Source organism: Allobosea sp. FG18 (genome assembly GCF_057809495.1).
This window is the reverse complement of record NZ_JBMDKB010000023.1, coordinates 22,831-36,417: the sequence shown is the minus strand read 5'-3', so window position 1 is coordinate 36,417 and position 13,587 is coordinate 22,831. Positions and strand designations below refer to the sequence as shown.

The 13,587-nt window shown below is 63.0% G+C and carries 16 protein-coding genes and 2 tRNA genes; 13 read left to right on the top strand and 5 right to left on the bottom strand.

Translation table 11 applies throughout. The features are described from left to right. Window positions 1-43 precede the first annotated feature (43 nt). The 10 genes from ACODTJ_RS23070 (at window position 44) to ACODTJ_RS23025 (ending at window position 7,532) form a co-directional block, all read left to right on the top strand. On the top strand, window positions 44-430 hold the full coding sequence (locus tag ACODTJ_RS23070) for a hypothetical protein (RefSeq protein ID WP_488850183.1): 387 nt from the start codon (window positions 44-46) through the stop codon (window positions 428-430). 228 nt (window positions 431-658) lie between these two features. Continuing rightward, a complete protein-coding gene (locus ACODTJ_RS23065; protein WP_488850181.1) occupies window positions 659-1,078 on the top strand; it encodes a DUF3168 domain-containing protein in 420 nt (139 codons plus the stop codon). Continuing rightward, window positions 1,071-1,982 carry an AAA family ATPase gene (locus tag ACODTJ_RS23060; RefSeq protein WP_488850179.1) on the top strand — a complete coding sequence of 304 codons (912 nt, stop codon included), beginning with the start codon at window positions 1,071-1,073 and terminating at the stop codon, window positions 1,980-1,982. The genes ACODTJ_RS23065 and ACODTJ_RS23060 overlap by 8 nt, the downstream gene beginning before the upstream one ends. After that, on the top strand, window positions 1,957-2,511 hold the full coding sequence (locus ACODTJ_RS23055; RefSeq protein WP_488850177.1) for a head-tail connector protein: 555 nt from the start codon (window positions 1,957-1,959) through the stop codon (window positions 2,509-2,511). The genes ACODTJ_RS23060 and ACODTJ_RS23055 overlap by 26 nt, the downstream gene beginning before the upstream one ends. Next, window positions 2,501-2,869 carry an HK97-gp10 family putative phage morphogenesis protein gene (locus ACODTJ_RS23050; RefSeq protein WP_488850175.1) on the top strand — a complete coding sequence of 123 codons (369 nt, stop codon included), beginning with the start codon at window positions 2,501-2,503 and terminating at the stop codon, window positions 2,867-2,869. Before ACODTJ_RS23055 ends, ACODTJ_RS23050 begins: the two co-directional genes overlap by 11 nt. Further along, a complete protein-coding gene (locus tag ACODTJ_RS23045) occupies window positions 2,866-3,186 on the top strand; it encodes a head-tail adaptor protein (protein WP_488850173.1) in 321 nt (106 codons plus the stop codon). The genes ACODTJ_RS23050 and ACODTJ_RS23045 overlap by 4 nt, the downstream gene beginning before the upstream one ends. Then, complete coding sequence (locus ACODTJ_RS23040) at window positions 3,183-3,587, top strand: phage terminase small subunit P27 family (protein ID WP_488850171.1); 405 nt, start codon at window positions 3,183-3,185, stop codon at window positions 3,585-3,587. Before ACODTJ_RS23045 ends, ACODTJ_RS23040 begins: the two co-directional genes overlap by 4 nt. After that, on the top strand, window positions 3,559-5,148 hold the full coding sequence (locus ACODTJ_RS23035; RefSeq protein WP_488850237.1) for a terminase large subunit: 1,590 nt from the start codon (window positions 3,559-3,561) through the stop codon (window positions 5,146-5,148). The genes ACODTJ_RS23040 and ACODTJ_RS23035 overlap by 29 nt, the downstream gene beginning before the upstream one ends. 18 nt (window positions 5,149-5,166) lie before the next feature. Continuing rightward, window positions 5,167-6,879, top strand: coding sequence for a tape measure protein (locus ACODTJ_RS23030; RefSeq protein WP_488850169.1), 1,713 nt, complete (start codon window positions 5,167-5,169; stop codon window positions 6,877-6,879). Continuing rightward, a complete protein-coding gene (locus ACODTJ_RS23025; protein WP_488850167.1) occupies window positions 6,876-7,532 on the top strand; it encodes a hypothetical protein in 657 nt (218 codons plus the stop codon). The genes ACODTJ_RS23030 and ACODTJ_RS23025 overlap by 4 nt, the downstream gene beginning before the upstream one ends. A 51-nt stretch (window positions 7,533-7,583) precedes the next feature. Here ACODTJ_RS23025 and ACODTJ_RS23020 read toward each other — a convergent pair whose 3' ends face one another. Together ACODTJ_RS23020 and ACODTJ_RS23015 are read right to left on the bottom strand one after the other, a co-directional pair. Then, window positions 7,584-8,189, bottom strand: a complete 606-nt coding sequence (locus tag ACODTJ_RS23020) for an Abi family protein (RefSeq protein WP_488850165.1) — start codon at window positions 8,187-8,189, stop codon at window positions 7,584-7,586. Between the two features lie 183 nt (window positions 8,190-8,372). Further along, window positions 8,373-8,609, bottom strand: a complete 237-nt coding sequence (locus ACODTJ_RS23015; RefSeq protein ID WP_488850163.1) for a helix-turn-helix domain-containing protein — start codon at window positions 8,607-8,609, stop codon at window positions 8,373-8,375. A gap of 147 nt (window positions 8,610-8,756) precedes the next feature. Here ACODTJ_RS23015 and ACODTJ_RS23010 point away from each other — a divergent pair, with 147 nt between their 5' ends. Continuing rightward, window positions 8,757-9,668, top strand: a complete 912-nt coding sequence (locus tag ACODTJ_RS23010) for a hypothetical protein (RefSeq protein WP_488850161.1) — start codon at window positions 8,757-8,759, stop codon at window positions 9,666-9,668. 144 nt (window positions 9,669-9,812) lie between these two features. Here the strand turns inward: ACODTJ_RS23010 and ACODTJ_RS23005 are convergent. Beyond that, window positions 9,813-9,887: transfer RNA gene (locus tag ACODTJ_RS23005), tRNA-Asn, on the bottom strand. Window positions 9,888-10,056: 169 nt separating this feature from the next. Between ACODTJ_RS23005 and ACODTJ_RS23000 the strand changes: the two genes are divergently transcribed. After that, window positions 10,057-10,130, top strand: a tRNA-Cys gene (locus ACODTJ_RS23000). A gap of 409 nt (window positions 10,131-10,539) precedes the next feature. Here ACODTJ_RS23000 and ACODTJ_RS22995 read toward each other — a convergent pair. Continuing rightward, window positions 10,540-10,842, bottom strand: coding sequence for a hypothetical protein (locus ACODTJ_RS22995; RefSeq protein ID WP_454657005.1), 303 nt, complete (start codon window positions 10,840-10,842; stop codon window positions 10,540-10,542). 357 nt (window positions 10,843-11,199) lie between these two features. Between ACODTJ_RS22995 and ACODTJ_RS22990 the strand changes: the two genes are divergently transcribed. Beyond that, on the top strand, window positions 11,200-12,654 hold the full coding sequence (locus ACODTJ_RS22990; protein WP_454657006.1) for a cryptochrome/photolyase family protein: 1,455 nt from the start codon (window positions 11,200-11,202) through the stop codon (window positions 12,652-12,654). Between the two features lie 6 nt (window positions 12,655-12,660). Here the strand turns inward: ACODTJ_RS22990 and ACODTJ_RS22985 are convergent, their stop codons facing one another. Continuing rightward, window positions 12,661-13,443: an SDR family NAD(P)-dependent oxidoreductase gene (locus tag ACODTJ_RS22985; protein ID WP_454657007.1), complete on the bottom strand. Its 783-nt coding sequence runs from the start codon at window positions 13,441-13,443 to the stop codon at window positions 12,661-12,663. Window positions 13,444-13,587 lie beyond the last annotated feature (144 nt).

The window sequence follows — 13,587 nt, the reverse complement described above, 5'->3', positions numbered from 1 at the left end:
GGCCGTCCTTCGGGGCGGCCCTTCTTATTCAAGGATTTCCACGTTGAAAGATACCTACCACACCAACAAGGCCGTCCAGGCTCTTGCTCCTGCCGTTCAGGCCGCTGCCGTTGACGGTGCTGCTATCGACCTGATCGGCTTCGACTCCGCCCTCATCACGCTCAATACTGGCGCGATTGCTTCTGCCGGTGACTTCGGCGCGAAGCTGCAGGAATCGGACGCCAGCGGCTCGGGCTACACGGACGTCGCCGCTGCTGATCAACTCGGAGCGTTCCCTGCCACTCTCGAGGCCAACAGCGCCTATCGCGTTGGCTATATCGGATCGAAGCGCAAGCGGTACATCCGCGTCAGCCTGACCAAGGCTGGCGGAACGTCGATCGCGGCCGGCGCTGTTGCAGTGCTCGGTCACCCGGCTAAGGCGCCGGTCTAACCCCATTAGGCGCCAAGACATGAGGGCACGTAGCGGCCTGCCCGATAGCGCGAAGACGAGATCCGGGGCGCCGATAGTTCTTTTCCGGTCAATCCCGTCGCGGTCGCGAGCACCATCCGGTCACCTTTTCCCCGGCCAAGGACTCATCGCCCAGCCGCGTTAGGCAACGGGCAAGGCCGATCGCATGCAGGACGCTGCGATCGGCCATTCTTTCAGGATTCTGAAAATATGGAACTCGAAGTCCTCCAGCGCATCGTCGCGCTGTTGAAGGCTGACACTGCCGTTGCGGCGCTTGTCGGCACGAAGATTTACGACCGCCCGCCCCATGAGAATGGCGAGCCCGCGGTAGCCTCTCCCTACATCTCGCTTGGCCCGCATGACGGTCTGACCGAAGACAGCGACGACTGCATGGACCTCGTCGAGTTGACGTTTCAGGTCGATGCTTGGTCATGGGGCGATGGCGTCGCCTATAGCCGTGCCGAGGTCAGCAACATCGCCGCTGCGGTGCGCTCCTGTCTGCATCGGCAGGAACTCGCCATCACCGGCGCGTCCGTCGAGATCCAACACGCCATGACGCGCGTGATGCGTGATCCCGACGGCGAGACCAATCACGCCGCCATCACCTTCACTGCGGCCATAGATGGCTAGGGCGCGCATCTGCTCTAGCTGCCGCAGGGCAGTACCGGCTGGCCAGACGTGCGAATGCAGGAAGACGGCAGAGCGGAAGCGGAAAGCCGCCCTAGACGCCGCAAGGCCGAAGTCCGGTGAGCGTGGCTATGACGCCGATTGGCGCGCTGTTCGCCGCCAGTATCTTGCTGCGCATCCCAACTGCAGCCACGACGGCTGCACTGCTGCTGCTACCGAGGTGGATCATATTCAATCGGTAGCCAGCCGGCCCGACCTCAGGCTGCACTGGTCCAACCTCAGGGGCTTCTGCAAGCACCACCACTCACAGCGCACTGCCCGCGATCAGTCGTTCAAGATGTCCGCTGAAGCGCGGGCACGCACCTGGCCTGCTGGCCTACAGCCTAGCGCTATACCCTTGACCATCGTGTGTGGTGCGCCTGGCTCAGGCAAGAGTACGTGGGTGCGTGAGCGTGCTGGTCCGCATGACATCGTCATAGACCTCGACGAGATCAAGGCCGAGCTTGCTGGCTGCGCCATCTATAGCGCAGAGGCACGATGGACAGGGCCGGCCCTTGAGGCTCGCAATGCCATGTTGCGGTCTCTCGCCACATCATCCGCACCACATGCGTGGTTCATCGTCAGCGCACCCGAGCCGGCCGAGCAGCAATGGTGGCAACGCCAGCTAGGCGGCACGGTCCACGTCATGCCGACCGACGAAGCCATGTGCGTGGCGCGCATCAATGCTGACCATCGCCGCATCGGGCACCGTGAACGCATGACGGCGCGCGTGGCCGACTGGTTCGCCAAGGCCAGGGGGGAGTCGCGAGGTTCCTTCGCCGAGCCCCGCACCGCGCCTCCCCTACCGAGACAATTTTCTGCCGAATTGGAAATTTCACCTAATGACCAGACGCCTTATTTTGGTTGAGGCGCCGGAACCGATCGTTCCGCTGAGCCTCGCCAAGGACTATCTCCACGTCGCCCACGACGACGACGACACGATCATCCAGCACCTCATTGACGCCGCAACGCAGAAGCTAGACGGGCCGGATGGCCTGCTTGGCCGCAGCCTCGGCGAGCAGACCTGGCGCATGGAGATAGACGGCCCACTGTGTGGTGCTATCCGCATTCCGCTCCCGCCTCTGATCAGCGTCGACACAGTTCAGTACATCGCAGTCGGTGGCTCCGGTGTCGTCATGGATCCAAGTACCTATCGTGTCGTCGGTGACCGCGTCGTGCCTGTCGGAGACTGGCCATACGGCGCGCACAGCGCCGAAGTCATCTTTACAGCGGGCTATGCGGAGCCCCCGGCGCCGATCGTCCAAGCCATCCTGACCATGGTCTTTTACTGGTATGAGAATCGTTCTGCCGCTGCCACTCCCACCGGCGCTGTGCAGGAGGTTCCATTCGGCCTCGACGACGTGATTGCCGCCTACCGCGTGCCCTATGTCGGTTAGCATCAAGCTCAAGGGCGTGAAGGGCTTGGCGCGGGCCTTCCGGAATGCGTCGGGTCTCGTCAGCGACAAGATCGACAAGGCCATTGCCAAGAACGCTACCGAAATGGTGGCGACGGCGAAATCGCTGGCGCCTCGCGACGACGGCGAGCTTGAGGCCAGCATCGGCTCGGCCAAGATCGAGAACGGCTATCGCGTTGAGGCCACAGCACCGCATGCCGGCTTCGTCGAATGGGGCACCCGGAAAATGGCCGCGAAACCATATTTCTTTGTCTCGTACCGGCTCAACAAGAAGCGCTTCCGGCTTCGCGCCCGTCGCGCCGTGCGGGCTGCGATTAAGGAAGCAGGATTATCCGAATGAGAGAAAAACTCCATTTCCAGACAAGAACTGAGGTGGACGACGGATTCGGAAATGTGACGTCAGGGCCATTCGAGACCGTCTTCACCGAGCCTGCGCGACTGCGCCCCGGCATCGGATCGGAGACCGTCCAGGCGGCTCGTCTGCAGGGCACGCAGCCGTACACGATCACGATCCGCAGCTCGGCTAGGACGCGCACGATTACGACCGCATGGCGTGCCGTGGATGCCCGCAACCCGGCGCGCATCTTCGACATCAAGGCCATCGCCAACCCGGACGAGTGGGGCATGAACCTGAACCTCGTTGCGGTGCAATCGTGAAGGGGCGCAAGGCTGCGGTCACCACCACAGCCGGCGCGCTCAAGAAGGTGCCGCCGGCGCCGAAGGACTTGTCTCCGCTGGCGCAGAAGGTATGGCGGGCCGAGCTTGGGGCGCTGGTGCGGGCTGAGAAGATCGCCGCGCATGAGCTGCCGCTGTTCAAGTCCTACTGCTCCGCCACCGCCCGCATCGACGAGGCTCAGGCGCTGATTGCGCAGCATGGGCTGCTCATCGTCGGCGCATCCGGCGAACTGAAGCGCAACCCGGCGACCACCATTCAAAAGGAGGCGATTGCCCTGCAGGCACGCCTCGCGACCGAGTTCGGAATTTCTCCGGCCAGTCGCAACAAGGTATCAGGATTCACCAGTGACGACGATGACGCGCCGCCCGGTGTGGATATCTGACGGCTCGCCGCTACCAGACCCGCATGGCAAGGGGCAGCGAGCCGTCGATTTCATGACGTGGATGCGGCACCCCAAGAGCCTATCCGGCAATTTCGAACTCCTACCCTTCCACGAAAGAATAGTCCGCAAGGTTTACGGCACGACCAAGCCGGACGGCTCCCGGCAATACAGCACCGTCTTCCTTATGGTTGGTCGAGGTGCCCGGAAAACCGCTTTGGCTGGGGGACTCGCCGCGCTTCACTTAGTTGGACCGGAGCGCATCCCCGGTTCGCGAACCTACAGCGCAGCAAATTCACGCTACCAGGCCGCCCTCTGTCACGCCGAGCTTGCGGGCATCATCCGCAACACACCGCGGTTGAAGAAAGCCATCAAGATCAGGGACACCCTCAAGCAGGCTCGCTACGGCAAACTAGACATCACCTATGAGGCTATGTCTGCCGATGCGAGCAATGCCCACGGCCTGACTCCCGCCTTTACGTTCATTGACGAGCTGCATGAATTCCGCACCGGCGACCTGCTGGACGCAATCCGGACGGGCCATAATAAGACCCGCAGTTCGCTGCTGTTCATAGCCACGACGGCAGGAGCGGGCCGGGATACCCCGGCATACGAGATGTATGCCCATGCCCGGGCCGTTGCAGAGAATCCCGATATTCAGCCGGACTTCCTCCCTATCCTTTTCGAGGCCGGGGCGGATGACGACTGGCGTGATGAGGATATCTGGCGCGAGGTAAACCCCGGCCTGCCAGACTTCCCGCCGATCGAGAAGCTACGGTCCTACGCGAACGAAGCTGAGCACCGCCCCACGCAGCGCGACGTGTTCCGGCGTCTGCACCTTGGCGTGTGGCTCGAGCAGAACGAGTCCCCGTGGCTCGACATGGCCGTGTATGACGAGGGTGACCAGCCTATCGACATGGAGGCCCTTGCCGGCGAGCCGGCCTTCGTCGGCGTCGACCTCGGCTTCACCGAGGATTTGGCGGCCGTAGTCGCTGCATTCCCGCGTCCAGACGGCACGGTCATCATCGTGCCGTTCATCTACGCGCCGGAAGACACGCTCCTAGCCCGTCAAGAGCAGGATGGCCAGCCGTGGCTGCAATGGCGCGATGATGAGCACCTGTTCACCACCCCCGGTCGTTCGGTGGACCTCGAATACGTCGAGGCCAAAATCCGTGAGTTGGACGAGCTATACGACGTCCGCGAAATCGCGATCGATCGGTTTGGCGCACATGGTGTTCGCCGCCGGCTCGAAGACGATGGCCTTCCGATCTTCGAACACGGCCAGTCATTCGGCCACATGGGTCCGGCGATCAAGGCAACCGAGCGACTGATCCTAGAGGGCAGGCTGATCCATGGCGGCCACCCAATCCTGCGCAACCATTTCGCCAACGCTCATCTGCGTGCCGACGATATGGGGAACCAGCGTTTCCAGAAGGGACGCGACCGATCTCGAAAAGTAGACGGTGCAATCGCTGCTGCAATGAGTATCGGTCGCGCCGATGCTGCGGTGGAAGCCGGCTCAATCTTTGACAATTACGAGCCCGGTTCGCTCGTCTTAGGATAATCAATGGCAAACAAAGACATGGCCCGCGTGGTCGTTCAACTTGAGGCGGAAGTTGGCCGCCTCAAGAAAGACTTCGACAAAGTTGAGAGGGTCGTTGAAGGCGCTAACGACAACATGGTCCGATCTACGCGCAAGGCTGCGCGGAAGATGGAAAGCGACATGTCGGGCGCCGCGACCAAGATCACGGGCGCATTCACCAAGGCCGGCGCGACCGCAGTAGCGGCGATCAGTGCCGGGCTGTCCTTCAACGAGCTGCGCAAGACCGCGGACGAATACAAGAAGATCATCAACACCCTGACCGTCGCGGGCGTCTCGGAGGCGCAGCGCGGCGGTGTGATGGACGCCCTGACGAAGTCGGCGCAGGCCAATGCCGTGCCGCTGGAGGCGCTGGCCAGCCTGTACGGGCGCGTCAGCCAGGCGCAGACCACGCTCAACACGTCGAGCCAGGAACTGCTTGGCTTCACAGACCTCGTTTCGCAGGCGCTCCGCGTCGGCGGCACCTCGGCGAGTGAGGCATCGGGTGCACTCCTGCAGCTCGGCCAGGCGCTGTCCAACGGCAAGGTGGCTTCGGAAGAATATAATAGCATGCTTGAGGGAGCTTACCCGCTCCTTCAGGCTGTTGCGGCCGGGATGAAAGAGGCTGGCGGCGACGTCGCCAAGCTCACCACCTTGGTCAAGGACGGCAAGGTATCGTCCGAGGCGTTCTATCGTGCCGGCTTGGCTGGCGCACAGGTGTTGCAGGACAAGCTCGCCGGCGCGGTCACCACGACCGATCAGGCGACGCAGCGACTCCGCAACGAGTTCACCCTGGCCGTCGGCAAGTTCGACGAAGCCGTAGGGCTGACTCCGGCGCTGGTGAAAGGCCTAGATGGCGTCGCCGGCAGCATGGCGGGCATCGGCTCGGCTGCTACGTCGGCTGTGCAGGGCGTCCAGGCGCTCCTGACCAAGGTCACGGAGCTTTATGAGAAGAACGGTGCGGTTCTTCGCCAGCAGGGCTTGGACTACAAGGCCGAGAAGCGCGCCAAGCGCGATCAGGCCTACGGGATGATGCCTGGCGGCGTCGAGACTGACACCGTTGCCACTCAGCGTGCCGCGGCGAACGCGAAGGCCGCAGAAGAAAACCGCAAAGCTCTGGCGGGCTTCCGCGCAACCGAGATCGACTTCGCCAACAAGCTCCAGACGGCGCCGTTGCCCCCGACGCGCCCGAAGGAGCCGACCAAGACCATCTCGCTCAACGACTTCAAGGTTCCGGGCGCCAAGGACGGCGCGGGCGGGTCCGGTTCGTCCAAGGAAAAGCTGGACGCCTATGAAAAGGAGCTGATCGCGGTCGAGAAGCGGACTCGCGCCGCTCAGCTTGAGGCCGAGATGGTCGGCAAGTCCCGTTTCGAGCAGGAGAAGGCCAAGGCCGCCCTTGATCTCGAAACGGCAGCCAAGAAAGCCAACCTGACCGTCACCGAGGAGATGCGCCAGAAGATCGAGCAGTCTGCGACCGGTTACGCCAACGCTAAGGTGAAGGTCGAAGAGGTCAAGAAGGCTCTGGAGGACGCGCAGGAAGCGCAGAAGTTCTTCGGCGATGCCATCACCGACTCGCTCGGCGACCTCATCATCGATGGCGGCAAGGCGACCGATGTCCTGAAGTCCCTTGTGAAGCAGCTTGCCCGCGCTGCCCTGCAGGCCGCGCTCGTCGGGGGCGGCCCCATTGGATCCATTTACGGAGTAGTACGCGCATGAGCGCCGTCAACATCATCACCGAGCCCGACGCCATCCATATGTTCTGTGATGGCGCCCATTACCTTGGAGACGGCACGCTCGGCGCGGTTTCCAGCAAGGGGCACCTGCTGCCCCATCTTCGTGCCGCGGCCAGCGTGCGCGGGCCGACCCTGCTCATGGACATGCTGGCGCCAGAGATCGGGCGACGGTTCGAGACCTTTGAAGAGATGGTCGACGGCATCGTGGCCCTGGCTCGCGATGTCTCCGTGCGCGAAGCCGATACGCTTGGCATCTGTCAGATCGGCGCCGACTTTGACCTGTTCATCGCCGGCTGGCTGGGAAATCAGCCTGCGGCCTATGTCCTGTCCAGCCACGACACGAACGTCGAGCCATGGGTTCTGCATGAACTAGGGCCGATCGCCATCGCGCCATACGATGCCGAGCTTGGCGCGAAACTAGAGGCGATGGAGCCGACCACAGACGTGCTGTCAGCGGGCATCGCGATCATGGAGGCCCAGCGTGGCGTCCATGGGCAGAATGCCGGCCACGGCCCCGCTATGGCTGGCGTAGGCGGTCATTGCCAGTGGATCAAGATCACCCGCGACAGCATTCAGACCGCGATCGTGCGGCGTTGGGATGATGTCGTGGGTGATAAGTTGGGCTTGGCCGCTTAGGCTGGCCCGAAAACCGGCCCGTGGAGCGTGGATGTATCGCACACGGGCCGGTTATTTCGGGAGCGGACGTAGGCTAACAGCCAGCGGCACGCGCGAGCACGACGCCACCCAATCATGGGTCGCCCGGCACGACAAACTGATCAGATTCAAGCAATCCTGATGCTTCTTCGTGGGTTTCTTATCAAAAATAGCTTCATGGTGTGAAATTCTGTTACGAAACGTCCTAACAGACGTAATCATTTTATTCAAATCTTCTACAGTCATATCTTTATGAGAATTGCTGAAGACAGACTTGACGCCTTTTGCCCATATAATTCTTTCAAATCTTCGGGTCGCTAAATTCTCCCAAAACCCAAAAGTGAGAGCTGAAACAATGTGGCCATCAGAAAGATTTCGCCCATGGCGGACTGTTTCTTTTTCGATAGCTTCATTCAATCTGTTTTTGTTGTGATTATCTAATATAGAAAGGAACCGTGAATGTCTGTACCATGGTCCCTCTGTAAACCGCCTAGCAAGCGCCACGGCCATGGAGTTTCGGCACGTCACCTCCGCAAAATGCAGGGGGATAGCGAATGCTTGCGCGATCGACAGGTTCCATAGGTAGAAGCTGAAGGCGACAGCCGTGTCGCCTCCGCTGGCAGGCAGATAGCGCTGCAAGCGAGCCTCATTGATCGCGGCTCGAACTGCTTCGAGATTTTCGGGCTGCGGGGGAATCGCGGGTTGCATAGCCTGTAGCTACCGCTATATAAGAGACTGTGCTCTATGGGAATGCTTTTGAGCCTAGCTCCGCGCCCATAGACAAGATCAAGGGGCGGATCCCGCAAGGGATGCCGCCCCCTTTTATTGCCCCCTCAACGCCACGCCCGGTCCGCCAGCCGTGTCGCCGTTGTCTAGGAACTGCACGCCTGCCTGCTCTAGGGCGGAGCGGATGGCGGCGAGGTTGTTAGGGATGGGGACGCGCTTCTCCGTCTCGTAGTCTCGGATTGTCGAGATGCTCACGCGCGATGCGTTGGCCAAGTCGGTCTGAGACCAGCCAAGGAGCGCACGAGCGGCACGTGATTGGGCGGAGGGAAGCATGCCTCGCTCTAGCGAATCCTAACTTGGATTGTCAAATGATTGTGTGGATCGACACAATTTTTATGTGCCTCATATTTTTTTGTTGACTCAGCATGGCGCCGATGCGCCTATGTGCATGTCACCAATTAAATATGACGGAGCAACCACATGAACACCCCCGCCAACGACCACCAGTGGCCGGATGCCTACGCCGTCACTCTTGAAACCGCCACGTCGGAGTTCGACGCCGGGACTGTCCTCACCTTCAACAGCCTGGAGGAACCCCGCCGGCACGACATCGTCGCGGTGATCGACCGCGGGCTGAACCGCACGCTGGGCACTCTTGTCCTGCCACTGCCCGCCGGTAGCTGGGACGCCCTGCCGCATGCAGACGGCGCGGTCGTCACCTACCGCCCGTTCGACGGCGAGACGACGATGACGCCGATCGCGGACCTGCTGGCGGTTCACCGCTGCGATGGCATCGAGGACGATGACGAGGTGCCAGCCACGCTGTTGCCGGTCGATGAGTACGAGATGGAGATCGTGGACGGCGGCTATGCCGACTTCACAGTCGAATTTGAGGCGGTCGTCACTGAAGGCCCTTACGAAGGGCATATCGTGCCGTACAGCCTGGTCCTCGAAGGCAAGGGCTCCGACAAGGGCCAGAGCGAATTTGCCGCTCTGCGGCGGGCTGTGGGCGTCCTAAACCCCACGGACACCAGCGAACTCTATGGCCGCCCCTTCCGCGCCCGCGTCGACGTCGTGATGATCGACGGCGAACTGCGCAACAGCATTCGTGCGGTCGTGCCGGAGGTCGTGGTGCCAGAAGCGCCCGCCTGGACGCCGACCGAACGATTCATGTTTGGCCTTGAGGGCAAGCTCTATCAAATGGGTGCCCTCGCCGAGACGGTCGAGACGCTGCTCGTTCAAGTCGCGGAAACCATCCGGCGCGTGAACCCGCCGAAAGCAGCGGCTCTCGACTACGCCGCCACGAATCTCACCGACCTGATTCAAAAAGTGGATGAGCAATATCGCGAAGTCCGCTTCCCCGGTCGGGACCACGTGGCAGAGGCGGCGTGAGGCGCGGCGGGTGGTTCTCGGATAGAGGCCCACACCCCGGCATTCCGGGCATTATCGGCAACGGTGATTTAGGGAAAGCGCTAGGGTTACGCCCTGCCCCAACGGGCAATTCGTCAGCAATATCAACGCTCTATGGGGAAAGCGTGGCTCCCGGAGCAGGATTCGAACCTGCGACCAATCGATTAACAGTCGATTGCTCTACCGCTGAGCTATCCGGGAACAACGTGGCGGCGTCTTAGCCGTGCGATCCGGATAGTGCAAGCCCCTTGCGAGCCGGCCAAGCAGATTTGTCGTCGTCGCTGTGGAAGATGCGATGCCGGGTTGCGGTGCGGCGCGGCTTGTGGTTATAGCGCTCTCGCTGAAGCGGCCGCGGCCGTTTTCGCAGGAAGGCCTCGTGGCGGAGTGGTTACGCAGAGGACTGCAAATCCTTGCACCCCGGTTCGATTCCGGGCGAGGCCTCCAATCTTCATAGCGCCGAAATCGCTGCGCTTTCCCAAGTTTCCAGGCTGCTGTCATTCGTCCCGCGCCCCCGTGAGCCCATGCTCACCGGCGCCCGCGGAACCAATCGCCTTGCGCGATGTCTTCCCTGCGAATTTTCCGGTGTTGGCCATCGGGCGCGAGCTTTAAAGCCCACCTCCCAAAGCCCCTCACTGCGCGGCGGAGCGAGGCCGAAACGAATCCGGTGCGACCCGCTCGGGGAATGTCAGGGACGACACTGCCACGATGATCGTCAGGCCGATGACGGCGAGCCAGAGCCAGGAGTCCAGGGCGGCTTTTTCGGGTTGGTCATCATGCAAGGGACGCCCGAGACGCTCCCGGGTTCCCGGTCGTCAGCGATCAAGGTCGCAATCCCGACTTCTCTTGCGCGTATTCAGCCCTTTTGCGCGGCATTGGCGGCCGAATCCGGGACGGCCTTGCGGTGACCGTCGCCCCGCCCCGGTCCCGCACCATGCTTGATCGCCAGGGTCAGTATCGTCCGGCCGACGGCTTCCGGCAGGTCGGCGTCCAGCATCACGCGCAGACGCCCGGTGCCGGCCTCGACAGCCGAAACCTCGAAGCCTGCGGGCTTGTGGTTCTGCCTCGTGCGCGGGCGGCGCGCGGCGAACAAGTTGTCCAGCCTCCGGCCCATCTCCCCGAGTTCGAGATCGAGTCCCGCTTCCTCCAATGCATCCATCTTTCAGCAACCGCTCATCTGGAACGATCGTTCAGGCTGTGATTCGCCTTAAGGATTTCGTTTACAGATCGTTAAAATTCTAGTTATTGACGCGTGCCTGTTCGGGGCGGAGTAGCGTCATGGTCGAAGCCATTCTGATAGCGGTCCTCATGGCCGGGACGGCAGGCGTGTCCTGGCTGATCGCAGATCTCCTGCATCAGCCTCTCGAAATCTGAGCCCGCGATAGCAGATTCGGCGCGCACCGGCTGCTTCTCGGAGGCTCCGTCCGAAAATCCTTCCTCTGGTCCGGGACCGTATCCGCATCGCCGCGTTGATCGCGAGACTGCGGTCCGCGCGGATCGCGGCTGGAGAGGAATGATGGCTCAACGCGCCCTGCACTGGTTCCGCAACGATCTGAGGCTGGCCGATAATCCAGCGCTCGCGGCCGCATCCGAGGCCGGGCCGGCCCTATGCCTCTACATCCTCGATACCGGACCCGATCGCCGCCCCATCGGCGCCGCCTCGCGCTGGTGGCTGTCGCGCTCGCTTCACGCCCTCGGCGAAGCGCTCGCGGCGAAGGGCGGGCGGCTCGTGCTGATGAGGGGCGATCCGGCGGTCTTGCTGCCGCGCATCGTGGCCGAGGCGGGAATCACCCACGTCACCTGGAACCGCCGCTACGAGGCGGCGGAGATCGCCCTCGACCGCAAGCTCAAGGAGGATTTGTCGGGACGGGGAATCGATGTCCGCAGTTTCAACAGTCACCTCCTGAATGAGCCGTGGCAGGTCACCACGACCACCGGGCAGCCGATGAAGGTGTTCACGCCCTACTGGCGCGCGGCCCGTCAGAAGGGGGAGCCGGACGCTCCGATTCCCGCTCCCACGCGAATCGAGGCACTGCCCCTGCCCGATTCGATCGAGGCGCTGGCAGTCTCGCTGCCCGATCTTGGCCTTGAGCCGCGAAAGCCCGACTGGGCCGGCGGTCTACGGGATGCATGGACGCCGGGAGAAGCAGGTGCTGCGGCGCGGCTCGATGATTTCATCGGCAGCGGGCTTGCCGGCTATGCCGAGGATCGCGACCGGCCGGACCGAGCAGCGACCTCGCGCCTGTCGCCGCATCTGCATTTCGGCGAGATCGGACCGCGACAGGTCTGGCACGCGCTCCAGCATGCTCGCGCCGCCGGCGAGGCCGCCGGATCGGAGCAGGACGCCGAGAAATTTCTTTCGGAGATCGGCTGGAGGGAGTTTTCCCACCATCTGCTCTTTCACAATCCGGAACTGGCGACGCGCAATTACGATTCGCGCTTCGACGCGTTTCCCTGGCGACCGGACGAGACGGCGCTGCGCCGCTGGCAACGCGGACAGACCGGCATCCCGCTCGTCGATGCCGGCATGCGGGAACTCTGGACGACCGGCTGGATGCATAATCGCGTGCGGATGGTCGTCGCCTCCTTCCTGATCAAGCATCTGCTGCAGGACTGGCGGGCGGGCGAAGCCTGGTTCTGGGACACGCTGGTCGATGCCGACGCGGCCAACAACGCCGCGAGCTGGCAATGGGTCGCGGGTTCCGGCGCCGACGCCTCGCCCTATTTCCGCATCTTCAACCCGGTGACGCAGGGCGAAACCCACGATCCGCACGGAGCTTATGTCCGCCAATGGGTGCCGGAGCTGGCAGGGCTGTCCGACAAGGACATCCACCAGCCCTGGAAAGCCTCGGAGAAGGCGCTGCGCGAGGCCGGTATTCGAATCGGCGAGACCTACCCTGCCCCGCTCGTCGACCTCGCCTTCGGGCGCCAGCGCGCGCTGGACGCCTTCGCCGCGATCCGCGGTCGCTGACCCGACTCAGCCGCTGCGCTCGGCGAAGCGGCTCATCAGCGCGAAATAGACGGGATAAGGCAGCAGGCGCGCGACCTTCAGGATCCAGGCGAGGCGGCGCGGCACGGTGATCTCGAAGCCGCCGCGCTCGAATCCATCAACGATTCGCCTTGCCCCCTCCTCTACCGTCTGCAGGAACGGCATCGGGAAACGGCGGCCCTCGGTCATCGGCGTCTCGATGAAGCCGGGATTGACCAGTTGCAGGCGGATGCCGGCCGCCTCGCAATCGAAGCGCATCGATTCGCAGAAATAGATCGCCCCCGCCTTCGCAGCACCATAGGCGGCCGCGCCGGGCAGGCCACGATAGCCGACGAGCGAGGCATTGACCGCAATCTGTCCCTTGCTGCGGGCGATCATACGCGGCTGCACGGCGAAGAAGCTCTTGGCGACGCCGAGCAGATTGACCCCGACGACCCGCTCGACGGTCTCGACATCGATCGCCCTGCCCTGCCCCGACGCGATGCCGGCATTGAGGAAAGCCAGCGCGATCGGCCCGTGGATGCTCTCGATCGCATCGGTGACGTCGCGCATGCTCTGCGCATCGGTGACGTCGCCGGAATGGGCGACGATGCGGCCGGGCAGGCCCTCGGCGCTGCGCGCGAGGCGCTCCAGTGCCTCCAGCCGCCGGGCGGTCACGGCGACCGTCCAGCCTCGGCGCGCCAGTTCGAGCGCAACCGCGGCCCCGATGCCGGAACTGGCACCGGTGATCCAGGCGACGCCGTCCTGCGGCTTCATGCGGGGCAAGGCCATGGCAGCTCCGGGTTGGCGGGACAGTCATCTAGGCATGAAAGCCCGCGCCCGGAAGCCATGCGTCCCAAATCATCCCCGGTATCTCGCCAATGAGGTGGCACCTCGGCGGCAATCGGTGCAGTCTGCGGGGCCGAAGGCGTTCCC